The 21844-nt window shown below is 44.0% G+C and carries 20 protein-coding genes and 5 tRNA genes; all 25 read left to right on the top strand.

Annotation, left to right across the window (positions count from 1 at the left end; genetic code table 11):
- Positions 1 to 118 precede the first annotated feature (118 nt).
- The 25 genes from ACX6CI_RS13230 to rpsS all read left to right on the top strand — a co-directional run bounded on the left by ACX6CI_RS13230 (position 119) and on the right by rpsS (position 21825).
- Positions 119 to 194: transfer RNA gene (locus ACX6CI_RS13230), tRNA-Thr, on the top strand.
- A 71-nt stretch (positions 195 to 265) separates the two neighbouring features.
- Positions 266 to 350, top strand: a tRNA-Tyr gene (locus tag ACX6CI_RS13225).
- 36 nt (positions 351 to 386) lie between these two features.
- Positions 387 to 462 (top strand) — tRNA-Gly (locus ACX6CI_RS13220).
- Positions 463 to 488: 26 nt separating this feature from the next.
- Positions 489 to 564 (top strand) — tRNA-Thr (locus ACX6CI_RS13215).
- A 61-nt stretch (positions 565 to 625) separates the two neighbouring features.
- A complete protein-coding gene (tuf, locus tag ACX6CI_RS13210; protein ID WP_458774117.1) occupies positions 626 to 1816 on the top strand; it encodes an elongation factor Tu in 1191 nt (396 codons plus the stop codon).
- 66 nt (positions 1817 to 1882) lie between these two features.
- Positions 1883 to 2032 carry a 50S ribosomal protein L33 gene (gene rpmG, locus ACX6CI_RS13205; RefSeq protein WP_083818936.1) on the top strand — a complete coding sequence of 50 codons (150 nt, stop codon included), beginning with the start codon at positions 1883 to 1885 and terminating at the stop codon, positions 2030 to 2032.
- A gap of 11 nt (positions 2033 to 2043) precedes the next feature.
- Positions 2044 to 2120 (top strand) — tRNA-Trp (locus tag ACX6CI_RS13200).
- An 83-nt stretch (positions 2121 to 2203) separates the two neighbouring features.
- Positions 2204 to 2452 carry a preprotein translocase subunit SecE gene (gene secE / locus ACX6CI_RS13195; RefSeq protein WP_458774116.1) on the top strand — a complete coding sequence of 83 codons (249 nt, stop codon included), beginning with the start codon at positions 2204 to 2206 and terminating at the stop codon, positions 2450 to 2452.
- Between the two features lie 77 nt (positions 2453 to 2529).
- Positions 2530 to 3063: a transcription termination/antitermination protein NusG gene (gene nusG, locus ACX6CI_RS13190; RefSeq protein WP_458774115.1), complete on the top strand. Its 534-nt coding sequence runs from the start codon at positions 2530 to 2532 to the stop codon at positions 3061 to 3063.
- An 85-nt stretch (positions 3064 to 3148) separates the two neighbouring features.
- Positions 3149 to 3574 carry a 50S ribosomal protein L11 gene (rplK, locus tag ACX6CI_RS13185; protein ID WP_458774114.1) on the top strand — a complete coding sequence of 142 codons (426 nt, stop codon included), beginning with the start codon at positions 3149 to 3151 and terminating at the stop codon, positions 3572 to 3574.
- A 56-nt stretch (positions 3575 to 3630) separates the two neighbouring features.
- Positions 3631 to 4335: a 50S ribosomal protein L1 gene (rplA, locus tag ACX6CI_RS13180; protein WP_458774113.1), complete on the top strand. Its 705-nt coding sequence runs from the start codon at positions 3631 to 3633 to the stop codon at positions 4333 to 4335.
- A gap of 202 nt (positions 4336 to 4537) precedes the next feature.
- The gene (rplJ, locus tag ACX6CI_RS13175; protein ID WP_458774112.1) at positions 4538 to 5065 is read left to right on the top strand and encodes a 50S ribosomal protein L10; all 528 of its coding nucleotides are present in this window, start codon (positions 4538 to 4540) and stop codon (positions 5063 to 5065) included.
- A gap of 130 nt (positions 5066 to 5195) precedes the next feature.
- Positions 5196 to 5576, top strand: coding sequence for a 50S ribosomal protein L7/L12 (gene rplL, locus ACX6CI_RS13170; protein WP_458774111.1), 381 nt, complete (start codon positions 5196 to 5198; stop codon positions 5574 to 5576).
- Positions 5577 to 6047: 471 nt separating this feature from the next.
- Complete coding sequence (rpoB, locus tag ACX6CI_RS13165) at positions 6048 to 10127, top strand: DNA-directed RNA polymerase subunit beta (RefSeq protein ID WP_458774110.1); 4080 nt, start codon at positions 6048 to 6050, stop codon at positions 10125 to 10127.
- Positions 10128 to 10246: 119 nt separating this feature from the next.
- Positions 10247 to 14296 carry a DNA-directed RNA polymerase subunit beta' gene (gene rpoC / locus ACX6CI_RS13160; protein ID WP_458774109.1) on the top strand — a complete coding sequence of 1350 codons (4050 nt, stop codon included), beginning with the start codon at positions 10247 to 10249 and terminating at the stop codon, positions 14294 to 14296.
- Between the two features lie 150 nt (positions 14297 to 14446).
- On the top strand, positions 14447 to 14818 hold the full coding sequence (gene rpsL, locus ACX6CI_RS13155) for a 30S ribosomal protein S12 (RefSeq protein WP_458774108.1): 372 nt from the start codon (positions 14447 to 14449) through the stop codon (positions 14816 to 14818).
- A 30-nt stretch (positions 14819 to 14848) separates the two neighbouring features.
- On the top strand, positions 14849 to 15322 hold the full coding sequence (rpsG, locus tag ACX6CI_RS13150) for a 30S ribosomal protein S7 (RefSeq protein WP_458774107.1): 474 nt from the start codon (positions 14849 to 14851) through the stop codon (positions 15320 to 15322).
- A 74-nt stretch (positions 15323 to 15396) separates the two neighbouring features.
- Positions 15397 to 17475 (top strand): elongation factor G, encoded by a 2079-nt coding sequence (gene fusA, locus ACX6CI_RS13145; protein ID WP_458774106.1) that lies wholly within the window; start codon positions 15397 to 15399, stop codon positions 17473 to 17475.
- A gap of 22 nt (positions 17476 to 17497) precedes the next feature.
- Positions 17498 to 18688, top strand: a complete 1191-nt coding sequence (gene tuf, locus ACX6CI_RS13140) for an elongation factor Tu (RefSeq protein ID WP_458774105.1) — start codon at positions 17498 to 17500, stop codon at positions 18686 to 18688.
- A 12-nt stretch (positions 18689 to 18700) separates the two neighbouring features.
- Positions 18701 to 19012 carry a 30S ribosomal protein S10 gene (gene rpsJ, locus ACX6CI_RS13135; protein ID WP_205747709.1) on the top strand — a complete coding sequence of 104 codons (312 nt, stop codon included), beginning with the start codon at positions 18701 to 18703 and terminating at the stop codon, positions 19010 to 19012.
- 43 nt (positions 19013 to 19055) lie between these two features.
- Positions 19056 to 19685: a 50S ribosomal protein L3 gene (gene rplC / locus ACX6CI_RS13130; protein ID WP_458774104.1), complete on the top strand. Its 630-nt coding sequence runs from the start codon at positions 19056 to 19058 to the stop codon at positions 19683 to 19685.
- Positions 19686 to 19721: 36 nt separating this feature from the next.
- On the top strand, positions 19722 to 20345 hold the full coding sequence (rplD, locus tag ACX6CI_RS13125; RefSeq protein WP_458774103.1) for a 50S ribosomal protein L4: 624 nt from the start codon (positions 19722 to 19724) through the stop codon (positions 20343 to 20345).
- Complete coding sequence (gene rplW, locus ACX6CI_RS13120) at positions 20342 to 20629, top strand: 50S ribosomal protein L23 (protein ID WP_458774102.1); 288 nt, start codon at positions 20342 to 20344, stop codon at positions 20627 to 20629. Before rplD ends, rplW begins: the two co-directional genes overlap by 4 nt.
- An 81-nt stretch (positions 20630 to 20710) precedes the next feature.
- The gene (rplB, locus tag ACX6CI_RS13115) at positions 20711 to 21532 is read left to right on the top strand and encodes a 50S ribosomal protein L2 (RefSeq protein WP_458774101.1); all 822 of its coding nucleotides are present in this window, start codon (positions 20711 to 20713) and stop codon (positions 21530 to 21532) included.
- A 17-nt stretch (positions 21533 to 21549) separates the two neighbouring features.
- Complete coding sequence (gene rpsS / locus ACX6CI_RS13110; RefSeq protein WP_458774100.1) at positions 21550 to 21825, top strand: 30S ribosomal protein S19; 276 nt, start codon at positions 21550 to 21552, stop codon at positions 21823 to 21825.
- The last annotated feature ends 19 nt before the right edge of the window (positions 21826 to 21844 follow it).

Below are 21844 nucleotides of genomic sequence, written 5' to 3'. Positions count from 1 at the left end.
CAGTATCTTAAATCTGTGACAGTGGGCACACTGTAAAATAGTAGCGAAAAAAAGAAAGAAATAGCAAAATATATCTTGCGTTAATAATTTCAAATGAGTATATTCTCTCGTCTTGTAAGCCGGCGTAGCTCAATTGGTAGAGCTCCTCACTTGTAATGAGGTTGTTGTGGGTTCAAGTCCTATCGCCGGCTCCAAAGAAAAAAACACTTTACAAAGTGTTGAATAGAGTATAAAAGAGACGCTGTCTTTTTCAGACAGTTCTTGAGGAGGGGTTCCCGAGTGGCCAAAGGGAACAGACTGTAAATCTGTCGGCTCAGCCTTCGGAGGTTCGAATCCTCCCCCCTCCACCACTCTATTTGAGCCTTTTGTAAGGTTGAAATATCCGAGCGGGAATAGCTCAATTGGTAGAGCATCAGCCTTCCAAGCTGAGGGTTGCGAGTTCGAGTCTCGTTTCCCGCTCCATTTTTATTAGTTGTGTTGCAGCAGTTGCCCACATAGCTCAGTTGGTAGAGCGCATCCTTGGTAAGGATGAGGTCACCGGTTCAATTCCGGTTGTGGGCTCCATGTAAACACCGGTAGTAATCTTCGAAAAAACAACTTTTCAACGGTCTGAGGAGACAAGGAAATGTCAAAGGAAAAATTTGAAAGGACTAAGCCGCATGTCAATGTTGGTACTGTAGGACATATTGACCATGGTAAGACCACACTGACCGCTGCAATTACACGTGTATTGTCTACAAAAGGTCAGGCATCATTTACTGATTTTAGTGATATTGATAAGGCGCCTGAAGAAAAAGAGCGTGGAATCACCATCGCAACCGCTCACGTCGAGTACGAGACCGAAAATCGTCATTATGCTCACGTGGATTGTCCAGGTCACGCGGATTATATCAAGAACATGATCACTGGTGCTGCTCAGATGGATGGCGCTATTCTTGTTGTTGCTGCAACTGATGGTGCTATGCCACAGACTCGTGAGCATATCTTGCTTGCTCGTCAGGTTGGTGTTCCTGCGATCGTTGTCTTCTTGAACAAGTGTGACATGGTTGACGATGAAGAGCTTATCGAACTTGTTGAAATGGAGCTTCGTGAGCTTCTGGATAAATATGAGTTCCCTGGTGATGATATCCCATTTGTACAGGGATCAGCGCTTCAGGCTCTTGAGAACCCAGAAGATGAGGCGCTTTCAAAGTGTATTTGGGAGTTAATGGAACAAATCGATTCCTATATTCCTGAGCCTACCCGTGACGTAGATCAGCCTTTTCTTATGCCTATTGAGGACGTGTTCTCAATCTCAGGTCGTGGAACTGTAGCTACCGGTCGTGTTGAGCGTGGTGTGGTGCATGTTGGTGATGAGATCGAGATCGTTGGTATCAAAGACACCATGAAAACCACCTGTACAGGTGTTGAAATGTTCCGCAAGCTTCTCGATGAGGGGCAGGCTGGTGACAATATTGGTGCACTTCTTCGTGGTGTGAAGCGTGAAGAAATTGAGCGTGGACAGGTACTTGCTGCTCCTAAATCAATCCTTCCGCACACTAAGTTTAATGCAGAGTGCTACATCCTTGGTAAAGATGAGGGTGGTCGTCATACTCCGTTCTTTAATGGATACCGTCCACAGTTCTATTTCAGAACAACAGATGTGACTGGTGTTGTGACTCTTGCAGAGGGCGTAGAGATGGTTATGCCTGGCGATAATATCGCAGCTGCTGTTGAGCTGATCACTCCAATCGCAATGGATGTCGGACTTCGTTTTGCGATCCGCGAAGGTGGTCGCACAGTAGGTGCTGGAGTTATTAGCGAAATTACCGCTTAATAACCAAAAACTTTGATTGCCTTGGCTGCTATGTGGCCGAGGCAATTTCTCATATGGGATAGATTGATGAGAGATATAGTAACTCTTGCATGTGGTACATGTAAGCGTCGTAACTATACGACGACAAAAAATAAGAAGCAGACTCCTAATAAGCTGGAGTTCAATAAGTATTGCCCGTTTTGCAGGGTGCATACACCGCATAAAGAGACTAAGTAGTCTTCTCTTGCAGGCCAGTAGCTCTAATTGGTAGAGCGCCGGACTCCAAATCCGGATGTTGGGGGTTCGAGTCCCTCCTGGCCTGCCATTTGTGTTTGTTGTAAGGCGAAATGCTGCCATAGATTTTGTGTTTACTAAAGGTGTATAACGGTTTGGAGGTAGGGCGAGGTAATGGCAGCTAAGGGAAAATCAAAAGGTAGTAACGCTGCGGCGGTTGAGAAAAAGTCACCTTTCTCACCTGCACAGATTAAAAATTTTGTCGGAGAAGTCAAGACAGAATTTTTGAAGATAGTTTGGCCTGATAAGAAAATGACTCTCGGTTTAACCGGAGTCGTTGTTGTTTTAACTGTAGTCATTTCTATATATCTGGGTTCTGTCGATCTGTTGCTAGGAAAAGTCGTGTCGTCTTTCTTAAGGTAAACCGGTTGTATACTGCTCTTTGCGCTAGGTTCTATGGGGCGCACATTGCACTTCTTAACTTATAAATAGCAGAGCAAATGGCAAGACAATGGTACATACTTCAGGTTCACTCAGGATTTGAAGATAAGGTTAAAACTACTCTTGAAGAGCGTATTCGCAAAGATGGTCTAGAGGATTCCTTTGGAGAGATTCTTGTGCCAACCGAACAGGTGGTAGAGATGATCAAAGGGTCCAGGAAGACATCTTCCAGGCGCTTTTTTCCAGGGTATATGCTGGTAAGTATGGATCTCAATGATCAGACCTGGCACACAATCCATGACAATATGCCAAGGGTTGTTGGTTTTGTCGGTGATGACAGGGATCCAATACCGCTGTCAGATGAGGACGCCGGGAAGATTATCGGTCGTATTCAGGATGGCTCTGAGCGGCCAAGGCCGAAAGTCATCTTTGATGTTGGTGAGGTTGTTCGTGTTATTGACGGGCCCTTTGCTAACTTTCAAGGTGTCGTCGATGAAGTCTTTCCCGAAAAAGGACGTGTACGGGTTATGGTTTCTATTTTTGGTCGTGAAACACCCGTGGAACTTGAGTTCGTACAGGTTTCAAACACTTAATTTCGTTGTTTGATATCACTCCCGGTAGATAGACTGCCTGCAGTTTAGTTCGGGACAATGAATAAAAGATAGTTGGAGTAAGACAATGGCAAAAAAAGAAATGGCTTTCATTAAACTGCAGATCCCTGCAGGAAAAGCCAATCCTTCACCACCTGTTGGACCGGCACTCGGTCAGCACGGTGTGAACATCATGGAGTTTTGCAAGAGTTTCAATGCAAAGACTCAGTCAATGGGTGATACCATCGTACCAGTAGTTATTACTGTGTATCAAGATCGCTCTTTTAGTTATATCACCAAAACACCACCTGCTTCAGTATTGCTTCTTAAAGCTGCCGGACTGCAAAAAGGTTCCGGTAATCCAAAGCTTGAGCGTGTGGCTGAGATTGGTCGTGATAAGATACGTGAAATTGCAGAAATTAAAATGCCGGATCTGAATGCATACGATATTGATGCAGCTATGAAGATCATTGAGGGTACTGCGAGAAGCGCTGGAATCACTGTAGTAGACTAATAAAAATTAAATACTGCTGGCAGAATTATTGGTTCTGCATGAGTAGGAGGCGAAACATGCCGAAGCACGGAAAAAATTTTAGAAATAAGTTTCAAGAAATTGACAGAACCATTCTTCATGAAATGGAGAAAGGGGTAGAGCTCGTAGTTGGCTCAGCATACGCAAAATTTGATGAGACCTTTGACGTCGCCATTAAGCTTGGTGTGGATCCACGCCATGCTGATCAGATGATCCGGTCTTCTGTAGCATTACCCCACGGTACTGGAAAGGTCACCAGAGTACTGGTTTTCGCTAAAGGACCTAAAGAAGCAGAAGCTCTAGAAGCTGGCGCTGATTTTGTCGGTGGCGATGATCTGGTAGAAAAAATTAAGGGTGGCTGGCTTGAATTTGATAAAACCGTTGCAACCCCTGATATGATGGGCGTTGTCGGTAAAATCGGCCGAGTTCTTGGACCACGTAACCTTATGCCAAATGCAAAGCTTGGTACCGTTACAATGGACGTTGCTAATATCGTAAAGGAAATCAAGGGTGGTAAGGTTGATTTCCGTGTTGATAAGGCTGGTATCGTTCATGCTGGTATTGGCAAAGTATCCTTTGGAAAAGAAAAGTTAAGCGAAAATCTCGTTGCTTTCATCCAAAAGATTATGGTGCTTAAACCTTCCTCAAGTAAGGGTATATATCTTAGATCCATCGCGATTTCTTCTACGATGGGGCCAAGCGTAAAACTTGATCCAATTGCCGTAAGAGCATTGATTAAATAAGTTTTGTAGTAAGGGCCTGGGTAGTTCTGGGCCTTTTGTAGTCGAAGACAGCGGGTACGTAACGTTTAATCGTGGTAATCACGACCTGCCGAGGCGAAATAGAGCAGAAATATTGCTTTCTGAGTTAATATCTTCTTTGCTTGTCTTTTATCTTGTAGCTGCTGTTTCGAATAATGTTTCACCTTAACCTAGGAGGAGTGCTTTGAATCGTGATGATAAAGTAACAATCGTCTCCGAATTGAACGACTCGTTCAATCGGTCGAAGTTAACTGTTGTTGCTGACTATTGTGGTTTAAAAGTTTCCGAATTCCAACAGATTCGTATTGAACTGAAAAATTGTGATTCGGAAGTTCGCGTAGCAAAAAATACTCTCCTGAAAAGAGCAGTTACAGATACAGATAACGCCGCTCTCAGTGATGATTTCACTGGGACCACTGCGGTTGTCATGGGATATTCTGATCCTGTTGCTCCAGCAAAAGCTATTACCAAGTTTGCTGAAGATAATGACAAGTTTGTTATTCGTTCCGTTGCTCTTGATGGCGAAAAAATTGGTATAGAGGATCTGATAGCCCTGTCAAAACTTCCTTCGAAAGAAGTTCTGCTTGGTCAGTTGCTCTCCACCTGGTCCAGTGTACCTACTGGGCTTGTACAGGTTCTCAGTGGAGTTCCTCGTACTTTTGCATACGCACTGCAAGCCATTAAAGATCAGAAAGAAGCTGGCAGCAATTAATGAGTACCTTATACATTCATTTTCTATTCATGGAATGAATTGTATAAAGGTAACTAGCAAAAGATAATTTTAGATTATCAGAGTTAGATTAATTTAGAATAAAATATTAGAAAACAAGAGGTTATTAACCATGGCTGTAACTAAAGAAGACGTAATCGACTTTATCTCAAATATGTCCGTTCTCGAGCTCTCTGAACTTATCAAAGAATTCGAAGAAAAATTCGGTGTTTCTGCTGCTGCTCCTGTAGCTGTAGCTGCTGCTGGTGCTGCTGGCGATGCTGCTGCTCCTGCAGAAGAAAAGACTGAGTTCGACGTTATCCTTACTGATGTTGGAAGTGAGAAGATCAAGGTCATTAAAGAAGTTCGCGCAATCACCGGTCTTGGACTGAAAGAAGCTAAAGCCCTCGTTGAGTCAGCACCTGCTCCACTCAAGGAAGGTACCAGCAAAGAAGACGCTGAAGAAATCAAAGGAAAGATCGAAGCTGTAGGAGCTGCAGTGGAGGTTAAGTAATTGATTTTTCAGGGTTGTTCGAATTTTTGAGCAACTTAGCTTGATATCAACACGCTACGAGCTTTGCTTCGTGGCGTGTTGTGCTTTCTAGAAGCTAGTACCTTTTTCGTTTTGTAAGCTATGCACATGTGTAGCGTATTGATTGTATCCTAAAAAGGTGCTTATCCTGGTTACTCGTCGACTACCGGGGTAAGATATTTTAAAGTAACTATATCAGCGTGGTTTGTGTTTTAGGTGCTTGTACTCTTCTTCGTTTTGAATAATTCCAAAAAGGATAATTACAATGCTTAGAGACAATGCTTATTATTGTGCTGGTCCCGCCTACAGCTTCAAAACCATTCAAGTGTATCTGTTTTCACTCGAGGTGGTCAGAAGTACCATCCCGTCGGTCACCTGAGCAGGCAGTTTAAACAGTTTTACAACCGTATTTATTATAGATAGTTCTATTTTAAGGCAATTTCGAGGAAAAATATGGAAAGAGTAAGAAAGAATTTTGCCAAGGCAGAAAGGATACTTGAGCCTCCGCATTTGATATCCATGCAACGTATTTCCTATGAGAAGTTTCTCCAGATGGGGACTGATCCTGATTCGAGAGACGATTTTGGATTGCAGGGAATATTACAAAATGTTTTTCCCATTAATGACTTCAATGGTCTTTGTTCACTTGAATTTGTTCGCTACAAATTCGGCGAACCAAAGTACACCATTGAGGAGTGTCAGCAACGGGGGATGACCTATGAAATCCCTCTTAAAATTGTTGTTCGCCTTATTACCTTTGATGTCGACGAAGAGACTGGAGTTCAATCAATCCGTGATATTAAAGAGCAGGAAGTATTCCTTGGGTCTCTGCCACTTATGACCGGTGACGGTGTTTTTGTGATTAACGGTACTGAAAGAGTTATCGTATCACAGCTTCAGCGTTCTCCAGGTCTTTTTTACACCCACGATAATGGTAAGAGCCACTCCAGCGGTAAGTTGCTGTATTCAGCCAGAATTATACCTGTGCGGGGGTCATGGATCGATCTTGAGTTTGATATAAAAGACGTCCTTCATGTCCGTATTGATAGAAGAAGAAAATTCCCTGTTACTACCCTTTTAAAAGCTTTAGGGTATACAGGCGAGGAATTACTCGAGAAATTTTATCCTACCTCCATTGTTAAAACAGATGGTGATGCATTTCTCGTAAGTTTTGACTCAGAGCTTATGACCGGGCAGCGACTTGAGTACGATATTGTTTCTCCTAAGGATGGAGAAGTACTCGCTAAGCCTGGTAAAAAAATCTCTAAAGTACTCTGTAAAAAAATTGAAGCTGCAGGAATTGAATTTATCAAGATGAGCAAAGAAGCTCTGATTGGTTCAATGCTCGCCACAACCATCGAGAAAGAGGGTGCTGAAGAGCCTCTAGCGCTTTTCAATACAGAGATCACCGAAACTGTTTTAGAGTCATTTGCTGAAGAAGGTGTGAATGAGTTCAAAATTCTTCATATTGATGGTATCCACTATTCAGATTCCTTCAGTAAGACCCTGACTCTTGATAAGGCCAAGAATACCGAAGAGGCCTTGATCGAAATTTATAGAAGACTGCGTCCTTCAAGCCCTCCAACACCTGAGGTTGCAGAGACCTTTTTTAACAACCTGTTCTTCAATATGGATCTTTATGATCTCTCTGAAGTTGGTCGTTATAAGATTAATGCTAAACTCAACCTTGATATTGATATTGCCAACCGTGCCCTTACCAAAGATGACATCGTCTATGCGGTAAAACATCTGGTTCGGCTCAAAGATAGTCAGGGTGGAGTAGATGATATTGATCACCTAGGTAACAGAAGGGTTAGGACTGTTGGCGAACTCGTAGAGAATCAGTACCGTATGGGACTTGTCCGCATGGAGCGTGCAATTAAGGAGCGTATGACTCTCCAGGATGTTGAGACGCTTATGCCCCATGACCTGGTTAATCCAAAGCCGATTTCTGCCGCTATCAAAGAATTCTTTGGTACCTCTCAGTTGTCGCAGTTTATGGATCAGACCAATCCGCTTTCCGAGGTTACCCATAAGAGACGTTTGAGTGCACTTGGACCCGGTGGTTTGAGTCGTGAGCGTGCCGGTTTTGAGGTACGTGATGTTCATCCAACCCACTATGGTCGTATCTGTCCGGTTGAAACTCCTGAGGGACCAAATATTGGTCTTATTGTCTCGCTGGCGACATACGCACGGGTCAATCCATATGGATTTATCGAAACACCCTATAGAAAGGTCGAAGACCGTATAGTTTTGGATCAGGTCGATTACCTCAGTGCACTTCAAGAGCAAAAACAATTTATTGCTCCAGCTCTCATTGAACTCGACGGGGAACACAGAATTAAGTCCGATAACCTCATTGTTCGTGAAGACGGCGAGGTTATTACAACGACAAGTGAAATCGTAACATATATGGATATAGCACCTAATCAGATGATTAGTGTTGCTGCATCTCTTGTACCATTTCTTGAAAATGATGATGCTAACCGTGCTCTTATGGGCTCGAACATGCAACGTCAGGCTGTTCCGCTTCTGATTACACGTGCTCCTCTTGTTGGTACAGGGATGGAGAGATATGTGGCCAGAGATTCCGGTGCATGTCTTCTCGCAGCAGGCGATGGTGTCGTTGAAGAATCTGATTCCAACCGCGTGGTTGTTCGCTACGATGAGCCTGGCACAGATGGTTATGACACAGGTGTTGCTGTCTATAGACTTGGTAAGTACAAAAAGTCTAACCAGAACACCTGTTTTAACCAGCGTCCCATCGTGGTTCCTGGTACCAGAGTAGAAAAGGGCAGGGTGCTCGCTGATGGTCCTTCTTGTGAAGCAGGTGAAATAGCCATTGGTAAAAATGTAGTTATTGCCTTTATGCCATGGCGTGGTTTTAACTTTGAGGATTCGATTCTCATTAACGAGCGACTCCTTAAAGAAGATACCTTTACCTCTGTTCATATCGAAGTCTTTGAAACCATGGCTCGGGATACCAAGCTTGGTAAAGAAGAGATTACAAGAGACATTCCAAACGTAAGTGAAGAGACTCTGAGAAATCTTGATGATTCTGGTATTGTCAGAATTGGTGCAGAGATTAAGGCTGGAGACACCCTGGTTGGTAAGGTGACCCCTAAGGGTGAAACTGTACTCTCCCCGGAAGAGAAGTTGCTCCGTGCAATCTTTGGTGAAAAGGCCCAGGATGTTAAAGATTCATCTCTACGAGTGCCACCAGGTGTGTCCGGTGTTGTAATTGACGCTAAGGTGTTCTCACGTAAGGGTGTTGATAAGGATGAGCGTTCACTGCTCATCGAAGATCTTGAGATCGAGAAGCTCAATCAGGATAAGCTTGACGAACTGCGCAGTCTGAAGCGCGGTGTATGCAGAGAGATCGGAAAGGTCATTGACGGTAGAACTGCAAAAACTGATATTTCTGACAAGCACGGTAACGTTGTTGTAGGTCTTGGTAAAAAGATTGAAATGGAGCAGGCTGAGCTTATCGGCTTTGAGCTGCTTCGTGAAATTGATTTTTCTGAGAAAGCAAAATATATCGATGCCATAGAAGATATTTACGACCGCTATTCTAATCAGGCTCGTCTGATCAGCGAGAGATATGACGGCATCATAGAGCGCATGAAGAAGGGCGATGATCTTCCTCCAGGTGTGGTCAAGATGGTTAAGGTTTATGTTGCTACTAAACGTAAGCTTTCGGTCGGTGATAAGATGGCTGGTCGTCATGGTAATAAGGGTGTTGTTTCACGTCTTCTTCCAGAAGAAGACATGCCGTATTTCGACAATGGCACCACCGTTGATATCGTTTTGAACCCTCTTGGTGTTCCTTCAAGGATGAACGTCGGTCAGGTACTGGAAGTTCATCTGGGATATGCAGCTCGAAGACTCGGTAATCAGCTTGAAGAGCTTGCAAAAGCAGAGGCTGTCAAAGAAATTCGCGATAAGATGCGCGCCGTCTATAACGATGCGGAACTCGAGGCTCTGACTGAGGGCAAGACGGACCAGGATATCATTGACTGGGCCAGAAGGCACCATGAAGGACTACATATGGCAACACCTGTATTTGATGGTGCGCCTGAAGAGTCTATCAGAAACCTGCTGCTTGAAGCTGGTGTAGATGAGGTAGGGCAGGCAAGACTCCATGACGGTCTTACCGGAGAGCCGTTTGCAAACAATGTTACTGTAGGTGTTATGTATATGCTTAAACTGCATCACCTCGTTGATAATAAGATCCATGCTCGTTCCACAGGTCCTTACTCTCTTGTAACTCAGCAACCACTTGGTGGTAAGGCCCAGTTTGGTGGCCAGCGTCTGGGAGAGATGGAGGTTTGGGCAATGGAAGCGTACGGTGCTGCATATACGCTTAAGGAATTCCTGACCGCTAAATCCGATGATGTAGAAGGTCGTACCTCTATGTACGAAAGGATTGTAAAAGGAAACAATTTTCTGACTACTGGTTTGCCAGAGTCATTTAACGTTCTTGTCAAAGAGCTACAGGCGCTTTGTTTGAATATGGAGCTTATTGAAGAATAAGCCAAGGCTGTCCCCGGTCGCGGGTTGATATTAGTAGCTTTGTTAAGACAAGATTTTCCTCGGGTCTGGGCAGTTTCAGGCGCCGGGGAAATCCTTTAATATAAGGGAGAGGTGATTTCGTGGAAGAGTTATTCAATTTTTTTCAAAAACCGAAAGCTCCAGTTAAGTTCAAAAATGTAAAAATTTCGCTGGCTTCACCGGAAAAGATCATGGATTGGTCCCATGGTGAAGTAAAAAAGCCAGAGACAATCAACTATCGTACGTTCAAGCCTGAAAGAGATGGTCTTTTCTGTGCAAAAATATTCGGACCAGTAAAGGATTTCGAATGTAACTGCGGAAAATACAAGAGGATGAAGCATCGTGGCGTCGTCTGCGAGAAATGTGGTGTTGAAGTCATTCAGTCCAAGGTGCGTCGTGAGCGGTTAGGACATATCAGGCTTGCAGCTCCTGTTGCACATATCTGGTTTTTGAAAAGTCTGCCAAGTAAGATCGGTGCAGTTCTTGATATGACTCTGAAGCAACTCGAAAAAATCCTCTATTTTGAGCAATACGCCGTTGTAAGTTCTGAGGCCGATGCTATTCCTGTTGGAACTCTGCTCACCGAAGAAAAATACAGACAGGCGAGAGACGAATATCCTGCTCAGTTCAGAGTAGGTATTGGAGCTGAAGCTATCCGTGAACTTCTTGCGGCCCAAGATCTTATTGCCCTTTCCAAGTCTCTTCGCGAGGAGATGCTCTCCACAAATTCCCAGACCAAGAGGCAAAAGCTGGGAAAGCGTCTCTTTGTTATTGAGGCATTTAGAGACTCAGGTAATAAGCCAGAGTGGATGATTCTTGAAGTTATTCCTGTTCTACCACCTGATCTTCGTCCACTGGTACCTCTTGAAGGTGGTCGTTTTGCGACCTCCGATCTCAACGATCTGTATAGAAGGGTTATCAACAGAAATAATCGTCTTAAACGACTCCTTGAACTCGATGCGCCTGATATTATCATTCGTAACGAAAAGCGTATGCTCCAGGAAGCGGTCGACGTACTTTTTGACAACGGTCGTAGAGGAAGAGTTATTACCGGTGGAAATAAGCGTCCACTGAAATCTCTTTCAGATATGCTCAAAGGTAAGCAGGGTCGCTTTCGTCAGAACCTTCTTGGTAAGCGTGTTGATTACTCTGGTCGTTCCGTTATTGTTGTTGGGCCGCATCTCCGTCTGCATCAATGCGGTATTCCAAAGAAAATGGCTCTCGAGCTGTTTAAGCCCTTTATCTACAACAAGCTTGAGAGAAAAGGCTTTGTAACCACCATTAAATCTGCACGAAAGATGGTGGAAAAAGAAGTCAAGGAAGTGTGGGACGTTCTTGATGAGGTAGTTACTGAATATCCGGTTATTCTCAACCGTGCACCTACCTTGCATAGACTGGGTATGCAGGCTTTTGAAGCAGTACTAATCGAAGGTAAGGCTATCCAGCTTCATCCTCTGGTTTGTATGGCCTTTAACGCCGATTTTGATGGTGATCAGATGGCAGTTCACGTACCTCTCTCTGTGGAAGCACAGGTTGAAGCACGTGTACTTATGATGTCCACCAACAATATCTTATCCCCTGCTAACGGTGAGCCTGTAATTATTCCATCCCAGGATATCGTGCTCGGTCTCTACTATATGAGTCGTGAGCGCATTAATGTTCCCGGTGAAGGTAAGGTCTTTAGTAATGTTGATGAAGCTATCATTGCTTATGACTTCGGTGAGATTGATCTTCAGGCAAAGGTTAAGGTTCGTCGTGAGGGTGAGATTGTAGACACCACCATGGGACGTATTATCCTTGGTGAACTTGTACCAAAGTCCGTACCTTTTAGTGAAGTGAATAAGGTGCTCACCAAAAAGGCACTGGCTAAACTCATTGATAACTCTTATCGCCATGCAGGAACCAAAGATACAGTAATTCTTGCAGATAGATTAAAAGATATTGGTTACGAATACGCGACGCGCGCTGGAATCTCCATCTGTATTGATGATATGAAGATTCCTCTCACGAAGGAAAGTCTTGTTGAGAAGGGTGAAAAGGATGTTTTAGATGTAGATCAGCAATATACTGATGGTCTTATTACATCCGGTGAGAAGTACAATAAGGTCGTGGATATCTGGTCAAAAGTAACAGAAGATGTTGCTAATGCGATGATGGATGAGATCAAGGTTGATGACTTTGAAGACAGGGATGGAAATATAGTGGAAGCCCCTAGCTTTAACTCAATCTTTATTATGGCAGACTCCGGTGCTCGTGGTTCAAGAGATCAGATTCGTCAGCTCGCTGGTATGCGTGGTCTTATGGCTAAGCCTTCAGGTGCCATTATTGAGACTCCCATTAAGGCGAACTTCCGCGAGGGTCTTGGTGTGCTTGAGTATTTTATTTCTACTCATGGTGCTCGTAAGGGTCTGGCCGATACTGCTCTTAAGACTGCTAACTCAGGATATCTTACCAGACGTCTTGTTGATGTTGCCCAGGAATCAACAATTGTCGAAACCGACTGTATGACTCTTGATGGCATAATCGCTGAGCCATTAATGGATGGTGGTGAGATTATTGTTCCACTTGGAGATCGTATCCTTGGTCGTGTGGCTCTTGAAGATATTGTCGATCCTTTCACCGATGAAGTACTCGTTGAAATGGGCGAGGAGATCACTGAAGAGTTAACTGAAGTTATCAACCAGTCCGGTGTTGATAGGGTGCCAATTCGTTCAGTGCTCAGTTGTCGTTCTAAACGCGGAGTATGTGCTGCATGTTATGGCCGTGATCTTGGTCGTGGTCATATGGTTAATATCGGTGAGGCGATTGGTGTTATTGCTGCCCAATCCATCGGTGAGCCAGGAACCCAGCTTACAATGCGTACCTTCCACGTAGGTGGTACTGCAAGTCGTTCTGTTGAGCAGGCTGAACTGAAAACCAATATAGGTGGTACAGTTGCCTTTAGTAATCTCCACTCTGTAACCAACTCTGAAGGTACCGAGATTGTAATGAATAGAAGTGCTATTATCTCAGTTAAAGATGAGCTCGGTCGTGAGCGTGAGAGATTTAAGGTTAACTATGGTGCACAACTTCTCGTCAAGGACGGGGATGTCGTAGAGCGAGATACCATTCTTGCAGATTGGGATGCATATACAATTCCGATTGTAGCCGAAGTTGGTGGTGTTATCGGATACGGTGATATTATCGAAGGTACAACAATGCAGGAAAAAGTGGATGCCGTTACAGGTAGATCTTCTCTTGTTATTGTTCAGACTGCAGCTGGTGCTCAACTTAACCCTAGAATTTCTGTTAAGAATGATAAGGGCAAGACTGTTAAGCTTCCAGGAACGGATATTTTTGCCCGTTATAGTTTACCGGGTGGTTCTATTATTTCAGTTGTTGAAGGTGATGAGATCCAGCCAGGTACTATAGTTGGTAAGATTCCTCGTGAAACTTCAAAGACTAAAGATATTACTGGTGGTCTGCCACGTGTTGCTGAGCTTTTCGAAGTTCGGAAACCAAAGGATCCTGCTATTATTACCAAGATTGATGGTAAGGTTAGTTTTGGAAAAGAGCTCAAAGGTAAGCGCCGTGTTGTTGTAACTCCTGAGTACGGTGAGTCACAGGAATACCTCGTACCTAAGGCCAAGCATATCATCGTCCATGAGGGTGATTTTGTTCAAGCCGGTGAGCCGCTTATGGAAGGTACAATTGTTCCTAATGACATTCTCTCTGTACTGGGTGTCAAGGAACTTGCTAAGTTCTTGGTCAACGAGATCCAGGAAGTCTATCGACTCCAGGGTGTTAAGATCAATGACAAACACATCGAGGTTATTGTACGTCAGATGCTCAAACGTGTAATGATCACCTCATCCGGAGACTCTTGCTTTATGATTGGTCAGCAGGTTGAGTGGTGGAAGTTTGAAGAAGAAAGAGACAAGCTGATGATGGAAGGTAAGAAACCTGCTGTAGCAGAACCACTGCTACTTGGTGTGACTAAGGCTTCGCTTTCAACAGAAAGTTTTATTTCTGCTGCATCGTTCCAGGAAACAACCAAGGTGTTAACCAATGCTGCGGTTGCTGGTAAGGTTGATGAACTGGCCGGATTAAAAGAAAATGTTATCATGGGCCGCTTGATCTCAGCTGGTACTGGTCTCGGAAGAGATCAATAGAAGTACGTATGGGAGGGATGTTTTTTACTTGACACAGTATGTCAGGTAATGTACAATCCCTCACTTTCGTGTTTAATTTAAGTGTTCACAGTCGCAATTTTTGGGCTGGAGAATTTCTATAACGGTATGTAAACAGGAGCAGTAAACGTAATGCCAACAATTAACCAACTCGTAAGAAAGGGGCGCAAGAAGTCTGTTAAGAAGACGAATACCCCTGCCCTGAAGGGATCACCTCAAAAGAGAGGTGTCTGTGTTAGAGTCTATACTACCACTCCTAAGAAGCCTAACTCCGCACTCAGAAAAGTTGCCAGGGTAAGACTTACCAATGGAATCGAGGTTACTTCATATATTCCAGGTATTGGTCATAACCTTCAAGAGCACTCCGTGGTCTTGATTAGAGGTGGAAGGGTTAAAGATTTACCTGGTGTTCGTTATCATGTTATTCGTGGTACGCTTGATACGTTGGGTGTTTCTGATCGCCGTCAGGGTCGTTCTAAATATGGCGCAAAGAGACCATCTTAATTGGTTCTCTGCTTATAAGAGGTTTGAATAATGTCACGAAGAAGAGCAATTGAAAAGCGTCCCATTGATGCAGATCCACGATTTAACAGTGTGTTGGTGTCTAAATTTACCAACGGTTTGATGGAGCGTGGTAAGAAGAGTTTGGCCCAGAGAATTTTTTATGGTGCAATGGATATCGTTGAAGAGAAGGTGAAGGATGAAGATCCATTAACCATCTTCGAGGAAGCCATGGAAAAAGTACGTCCCCGCGTTGAGGTTAAATCTCGTCGTGTTGGTGGTGCTACTTATCAGGTGCCCATGGAAGTTCGTCAGACAAGAAGAAATGCACTGGCTATCAGATGGATAATCAGCTATGCACGGTCTCGCTCAGGTAAGTCAATGTCTGAGAAGTTGGCTGCTGAGCTCATGGATGCCTATAACAACCGTGGTGCTGCAGTTAAGAAAAGAGACGATACCCATCGTATGGCAGAAGCTAATAAGGCTTTCGCTCACTACCGCTGGTAGTTAAAGTGGCCCTAAGGGCCGCTGATATCAGATATTAGGGCTCGCAAAACTTAGATTCTATTAGAACAAACGTTATGGCAGCCTTGAAAGATTTATCTGATGTGCGCAATATCGGGATTATGGCCCATATTGACGCAGGAAAGACAACGACCACTGAAAGAATTCTGTTCTACACTGGTCGTTCCTATAAGTTAGGCGAAGTTCATGACGGCACAGCCGTCATGGATTGGATGGAGCAGGAGCAGGAGAGAGGGATTACAATCACCTCAGCTGCTACAACCTGTGAGTGGAAAAATAAGAAAATTAACATCATTGATACTCCTGGGCATGTTGACTTCACAGTAGAGGTTGAACGGTCTTTGAGGGTTCTTGATGGGGCGATAGCAGTTTTCTGTGCAGTCGGTGGTGTCGAGCCACAGTCTGAAACAGTGTGGAGACAAGCGAATAAATATTCCATTCCACGTATTGCCTTTGTAAATAAGATGGATAGAGTTGGCGCTAACTTTCAGCGCTGCGTTTCCATGATAAAAGATCGACTGGGTGCAAACCCTCTGCCTATTCAGATTCCAGCTGGAGCGGAAGCTGAATTTGAAGGAATCATCGATCTTATAGAAGAGAAACTACTCGTCTTCGATGAGGGTTCTCTAGGACAGGACATTGAAGTTAAAGAAGTCCCTGCCAAATATAAAGAAGTATTCACGGCCGCACGTATGGTGCTCCTCGAGAAGTTGGCCGACTTCGATGAGGAGATCATGGAAAAATATTTAGATGATACTAGAGTATCTGCGCCTGAGATATATAAGGCTCTCAGAAAAGCAACCTTAGCGCTTGATATAGTGCCTGTGCTTTGTGGGAGTGCGTTTAAGAATAAAGGTGTTCAGCCTTTACTCGATAGCGTGATAGAGCTGTTACCATCACCTCTTGATGTGAAAAGTATTGAGGGTGAGGGTGCTGATGGTGAGATTGTTACTCGCAAATCAGATCCAAACGCTAAATTGTCTGCGCTTGTTTTTAAGCTCATGAGTGATTCTTTTGTTGAGAATCTTGCGTTTGTAAGGGTCTATTCGGGGACGATCACTGTCGGTGATAAGGTATATAATCCTGTGAAGAAAAAACAGGAGAAGATATCTAAAATCATGAAGCTCCATGCTAATAAGCGTGAAGAAGTTCGAGAGATATCGGCTGGTGATATAGCGGCTCTTGTAGGATTGAAGTTCACCACAACAGGGGATACACTCTGTGAAAAAGGTGATTTTGTAATCCTGGAGTCAATGGAATTTCCAGATCCCGTCATTGGGGTTGCTATTGAGCCAAAAAGTAAGGCGGAAGAGAAAAAGCTTGAAGAGACGCTTGATAAGATAGCTCTTGAAGATCCATCTTTCACCGTTACAACAGACGCTGATACTGGTCAGAAGATAATTTCAGGTATGGGAGAACTGCACCTCGAAATTATAGTCGATCGGTTGCTTAATGAGTTTAAGGTTTCTGCAAATGTGGGTACACCCCAGGTTGCATATAAAGAAACCATCGAATCAAGCCATGAGGCTGAAGGTAAATTCGATCAACTCACAGGTGCAAAAGGGCAATTTGGTCACGTTGTGATCAAGGTCGAACCTCTGAAAAGAGGCGAGGGAGTTGAGTTTGTCAGCAAGGTTGACGGCTCACTTATCCCGGAAGAGTTCCTTGAATTTATAGAGAAGGGCATTGTCGATTCTCTGGATTCAGGACCGCTCATCGGGTATCCGCTCACAGATATTAAAATTAGTCTTGTTGGCGGTTCGTATCACGAAGACGAATCCACAGAGATGGCTTTTGGAATTGCCGGAGCAATGGCGATCAGAAGAGCATCATCTGAGGCGAGTCCAAAGTTACTCGAACCAGTGATGAGCTTAGAAGTAACAACTCCTGAAGAATATGTTGGTGATGTAATCGCCGATGTTAACGGAAAGAGAGGTAAAATAGTCGGGGTCGAAGCGGAAGATAGTCTGCAGATATTAAAGGCCCATGTCCCACTTGCTGAAATGTTTGGGTATTCAACCTCATTACGGTCAGCTACCCAGGGGCGAGCTAATTTTACCATGCAATTTTTAGAGTACGATGTGGTGCCTGCTCAGAAGGCAGAGAAAATTATTAAAAAAATACGAGGGATCTAAGTCCAAATTTTGAGGAACCATTATGTCAAAAGAAAAATTTGAAAGGACTAAGCCGCATGTCAATGTAGGTACTGTTGGCCATATCGACCATGGTAAAACCACACTGACCGCTGCAATTACACGTGTACTGTCAACAAAAGGTCAGGCTTCTTTTACTGATTTCAGTGATATTGATAAGGCACCTGAAGAAAAAGAGCGTGGAATCACCATCGCAACTGCACATGTTGAGTATGAGACTGAGAATCGTCACTATGCTCACGTAGATTGCCCGGGTCACGCCGATTATATCAAAAATATGATCACCGGTGCCGCTCAGATGGACGGCGCAATTCTTGTTGTTGCAGCAACTGATGGTGCAATGCCCCAGACCCGTGAGCACATCCTGCTTGCTCGTCAGGTCGGTGTACCTGCAATTGTTGTTTTCCTCAACAAATGCGACATGGTCGATGATGAAGAACTCATTGAGCTTGTAGAGATGGAGCTTCGTGAGCTTCTTGATAAATACGAGTTCCCAGGAGATGATATCCCATTTATTCAGGGATCAGCGCTCCAGGCCCTTGAGAATCCTGAAGACGAAGCACTGTCTAAGTGTGTCTGGGACCTCATGGCTGCTATCGACTCTTACATCCCCGAGCCTACCCGTGACGTAGATCAGCCTTTTCTTATGCCTATTGAGGACGTTTTCTCAATCTCTGGTCGTGGAACTGTAGCTACCGGTCGTGTTGAGCGTGGTGTGGTACATGTTGGTGATGAGATCGAGATTGTTGGAATTAAAGACACCATGAAGACTACCTGTACTGGTGTTGAGATGTTTCGCAAGCTTCTCGATGAGGGTCAGGCTGGAGATAACATTGGTGCACTTCTTCGTGGTGTGAAGCGTGAAGAGATTGAGCGTGGACAGGTACTTGCTGCTCCTAAGTCAATCAATCCACACACCAAGTTTGAAGCTGAGTGTTATATTCTCGGAAAAGATGAAGGTGGACGTCATACTCCATTTTTTAACGGATATCGTCCACAGTTCTACTTCAGAACAACAGACGTTACCGGCGTAGTAACTCTCGCAGAGGGTGTTGAGATGGTTATGCCTGGCGATAATATCGCTGCATCAGTCGAACTCATTACACCGATTGCAATGGATGTTGGGCTCCGATTTGCTATCCGTGAAGGCGGACGTACAGTTGGTGCCGGAGTTATCAGTGAAATTAATGCCTAAAGGTGTGGAATGATACCTACAGAAAAAATTCGTATTCGCTTGAAAGCATACGATCACAAGTTACTCGATCAATCAACTACAGAGATCGTAGAAACTGCAAGAAGAACCGGATCTGCAGTAGCTGGACCAATCCCGCTGCCAACGACCATCAATAAGTTTTGTGTTCTCCGTTCTCCCCACGTTGATAAAAAATCCCGTGAGCAGTTCGAAATGAGAACCCATCGTCGTCTGCTTGACATTTTAGAGCCAACTCAACAAACAATTGATCTGTTGATGAAGCTTGAACTGTCTGCCGGCGTTGATGTTGAAATAAAGTTGCCATAATTTAGGCGCTACCTAAAAGTTAATTGAAGCATCGGGTGATAACATGCCTAAAACAATGGGTATATTAGGAAAAAAAATCGGAATGACTCGCGTATATGGCGATGTTGGACAATCCATTCCGGTTACAGTTATAGAAGCTGGTCCATGCAAGGTTCTTCAGGTCAAAACCCCTGAGGTAGATGGCTACAGCGCAATACAGGTTGGATATGCTGACAAGAAGGCTCAAAGAGTAAATAAGCCTGAAGCTGGGCATCTTTCAAAATCTGAGTCCGAGGGATTTTACTTCCTTCGTGAATTCAGAGTTGAAGACGCAGCAGCGTACAAAGTTGGTCAGACAATCTCTCTTGATGAGATTATGAAAGTTGGCGATAAGGTCGACGTTCAAGGAACCAGTAAAGGTAAAGGCTTCCAGGGTGTAATTAAGCGCCATGGTTTCGCCGGTGGTGGAGCAGGTCACGGATCTATGTTCCACAGAGCGCCTGGTTCTATCGGATGTTCTGCCTACCCGGGAAGGGTTGTTAAAGGTAAGAAGATGCCTGGACGTATGGGTAACGATACTGTTCTCAGAAAGAATGTTGTTGTAGTTGATATTCGTCCTGAAGAAAATGTCGTTCTCTTGAAGGGGCCACTTCCTGGAGCTAAAAACGGCCTGTTGAAGATTTACAAGAAATAACAGCATTTCGATCTACACAGGTTCGAGGAGAAAAATATGTCTACTGTAAATATTGTTAACACAAAGAATGAAAGTGTTGGCGAGATAGATCTCAATGATGAAGTGTTCAACCGTGAGGTAAAGGAATACATTCTTCATGAGGTCGTTCGGATGCAACGTGCAGCGCGCCGTAGTGGTAATGCTTGTACTAAGACCAGAACTGAAGTACGAGGCGGTGGTCGTAAGCCTTGGAGACAAAAAGGTACAGGCCGTGCTCGTGCAGGTACCAACAACTCTCCAATCTGGCGTGGTGGTGGTGTGACCTTTGGTCCTAAGCCCCGTGACTACAGCTTCAAAGTCAACAAGAAAGTTAGACAACAAGCTGTTTCAATGGCGCTAAGTGCAAGATTACAAGAGGGTAACCTCATTGTAATGGACGATTTTTCGTTAGATGCAATAAAAACGAAAGATTTTGTTGGCATCATGAACGTTTTAGATGTACAAAACGGTCTCATTATTACAAATGATGCTTCGGAGAATCTTACCAAGTCATCCCGTAATGTGAATGGATATAAAGTATTGTCTTCTGAAGGCCTCAATGTCTATGACATTCTGCTTCATAAGAAGGTGATATTGATTCAACCGGTAATTGAAAGCCTTGAGAAGAGGTTAATGGCATGAAAAATATCTATAGCGTATTGCAAGGGCCTTGTTTGACTGAAAAGGCTGCCTTGTTACAGGAAATTGACGGGAAGGTAGTTTTCAAGGTACATCCCAAGGCAAATAAAATTGAAGTAAAGACCGCGGTTGAAACTATGTTTGACGTGAAAGTCAAAGATGTAAAAACCGTATCTATGCGTGGGAAAAAGAAAAGGGTTGGAAAGACGGTCGGTCATACCAATGATTGGAAAAAGGCCTACGTTACCTTGTCTGAAGGAACCATCAACTTTGCTGATGAGCTTTAGGTTAAACGGTTAAACTAAAGTATAAACCTTCTACATTGTACGAATCTATCTAATCATTATTGATGGAGCGATTGGGAAATCATGGCTATTAAAGTATACAAACCAACATCACCTGGAAAGAGACAGCATGTTTCTACAAAGAATGCTGATCTGTCAACCAAAAGACCGGAAAAGAGCCTCGTATGCAGTCTCTCAAAGACCGGTGGTAGAAATAACTATGGTCGGATAACATCCCGCCATATCGGAGGCGGCCACAAGCGTAAGTATCGTATTATTGACTTCAAACGCAATAAAATCGGTATCGACGCAAAAGTGGTAGCTATAGAATATGATCCTAACCGATCAGCTAATATTGCGCTGCTCAACTACACCGATGGCGAGAAGAGATATATTCTCTCCCCTGACGGAATTTCCGTTGGTGATACCATTGTTGCAGGAGACAATGTGGATATTCAGCCAGGTAACTGTCTGCCACTAGCTAACATTCCTCTCGGTACTATTATCCATAATATCGAAATGAAGATTGGCAAAGGCGCTCAGATGGTTCGAAGTGCTGGAACTTCCGCTCAGCTCATGGCCAAAGAAGGCGCGTATGTTCAAGTACGTTTGCCATCTGGAGAAGTTCGCAAGTTCAACGATACCTGTCGTGCATGTATTGGCCAGGTTGGTAATCGTGAACACGAAAGCCAGAAGTTTGGAAAAGCTGGTCGTGTAAGATGGCAAGGTAAACGTCCTCACGTACGAGGCGTTGCAATGAACCCTGTTGATCACCCAATGGGTGGTGGTGAGGGTAAGAGTTCTGGTGGTAGGCATCCTTGTAGTCCATGGGGTCAACCTTCCAAAGGGTTCAAGACTAGGACAAACAAGGCTTCTGACAAAATGATTGTCAAGAAGAGATCATAATATAAAAGGGGTTAAGTATGTCACGCTCAATTAAAAAGGGTCCTTTCATTGATGATCATCTTCAACGCAAGGTAGAAAATGCTGTTGAAAGTGGCTCAAGAAAAGTCATTAAGACCTGGTCGAGACGCTCTGATATCAGTCCTGACATGGTAGGACTTACATTTGCTGTACATAATGGCAAAAAATTTATTCCTGTGTTTGTTACTGAGAACATGGTTGGTCATAAGCTTGGAGAATTTTCTCCAACCAGGACTTACTATGGACATGCAACAGACAAGAAGGGTAAGAGATAAAAAGAGACCCTAAGGTCTC

This window comes from Desulforhopalus glucosivorans, assembly GCF_054397165.1.
The sequence above is the reverse complement of the archived record's forward strand: the minus strand, read 5'-3'. Positions and strand labels throughout refer to the sequence as shown.

Excerpts from the sequence above, each read along its gene's own strand:
- tuf (WP_458774117.1), top strand. The coding sequence starts at position 626 with ATGTCAAAGGAAAAATTTGAAAGGACTAAGCCGCATGTCAATGTTGGT.
- rpmG (WP_083818936.1), top strand. The coding sequence starts at position 1,883 with ATGAGAGATATAGTAACTCTTGCATGTGGTACATGTAAGCGTCGTAAC.
- secE (WP_458774116.1), top strand. The coding sequence starts at position 2,204 with ATGGCAGCTAAGGGAAAATCAAAAGGTAGTAACGCTGCGGCGGTTGAG.
- nusG (WP_458774115.1), top strand. The coding sequence starts at position 2,530 with ATGGCAAGACAATGGTACATACTTCAGGTTCACTCAGGATTTGAAGAT.
- rplK (WP_458774114.1), top strand. The coding sequence starts at position 3,149 with ATGGCAAAAAAAGAAATGGCTTTCATTAAACTGCAGATCCCTGCAGGA.
- rplA (WP_458774113.1), top strand. The coding sequence starts at position 3,631 with ATGCCGAAGCACGGAAAAAATTTTAGAAATAAGTTTCAAGAAATTGAC.
- rplL (WP_458774111.1), top strand. The coding sequence starts at position 5,196 with ATGGCTGTAACTAAAGAAGACGTAATCGACTTTATCTCAAATATGTCC.
- rpoB (WP_458774110.1), top strand. The coding sequence starts at position 6,048 with ATGGAAAGAGTAAGAAAGAATTTTGCCAAGGCAGAAAGGATACTTGAG.
- rpsL (WP_458774108.1), top strand. The coding sequence starts at position 14,447 with ATGCCAACAATTAACCAACTCGTAAGAAAGGGGCGCAAGAAGTCTGTT.
- rpsG (WP_458774107.1), top strand. The coding sequence starts at position 14,849 with ATGTCACGAAGAAGAGCAATTGAAAAGCGTCCCATTGATGCAGATCCA.
- fusA (WP_458774106.1), top strand. The coding sequence starts at position 15,397 with ATGGCAGCCTTGAAAGATTTATCTGATGTGCGCAATATCGGGATTATG.
- tuf (WP_458774105.1), top strand. The coding sequence starts at position 17,498 with ATGTCAAAAGAAAAATTTGAAAGGACTAAGCCGCATGTCAATGTAGGT.
- rplC (WP_458774104.1), top strand. The coding sequence starts at position 19,056 with ATGCCTAAAACAATGGGTATATTAGGAAAAAAAATCGGAATGACTCGC.
- rplD (WP_458774103.1), top strand. The coding sequence starts at position 19,722 with ATGTCTACTGTAAATATTGTTAACACAAAGAATGAAAGTGTTGGCGAG.
- rplW (WP_458774102.1), top strand. The coding sequence starts at position 20,342 with ATGAAAAATATCTATAGCGTATTGCAAGGGCCTTGTTTGACTGAAAAG.
- rplB (WP_458774101.1), top strand. The coding sequence starts at position 20,711 with ATGGCTATTAAAGTATACAAACCAACATCACCTGGAAAGAGACAGCAT.
- rpsS (WP_458774100.1), top strand. The coding sequence starts at position 21,550 with ATGTCACGCTCAATTAAAAAGGGTCCTTTCATTGATGATCATCTTCAA.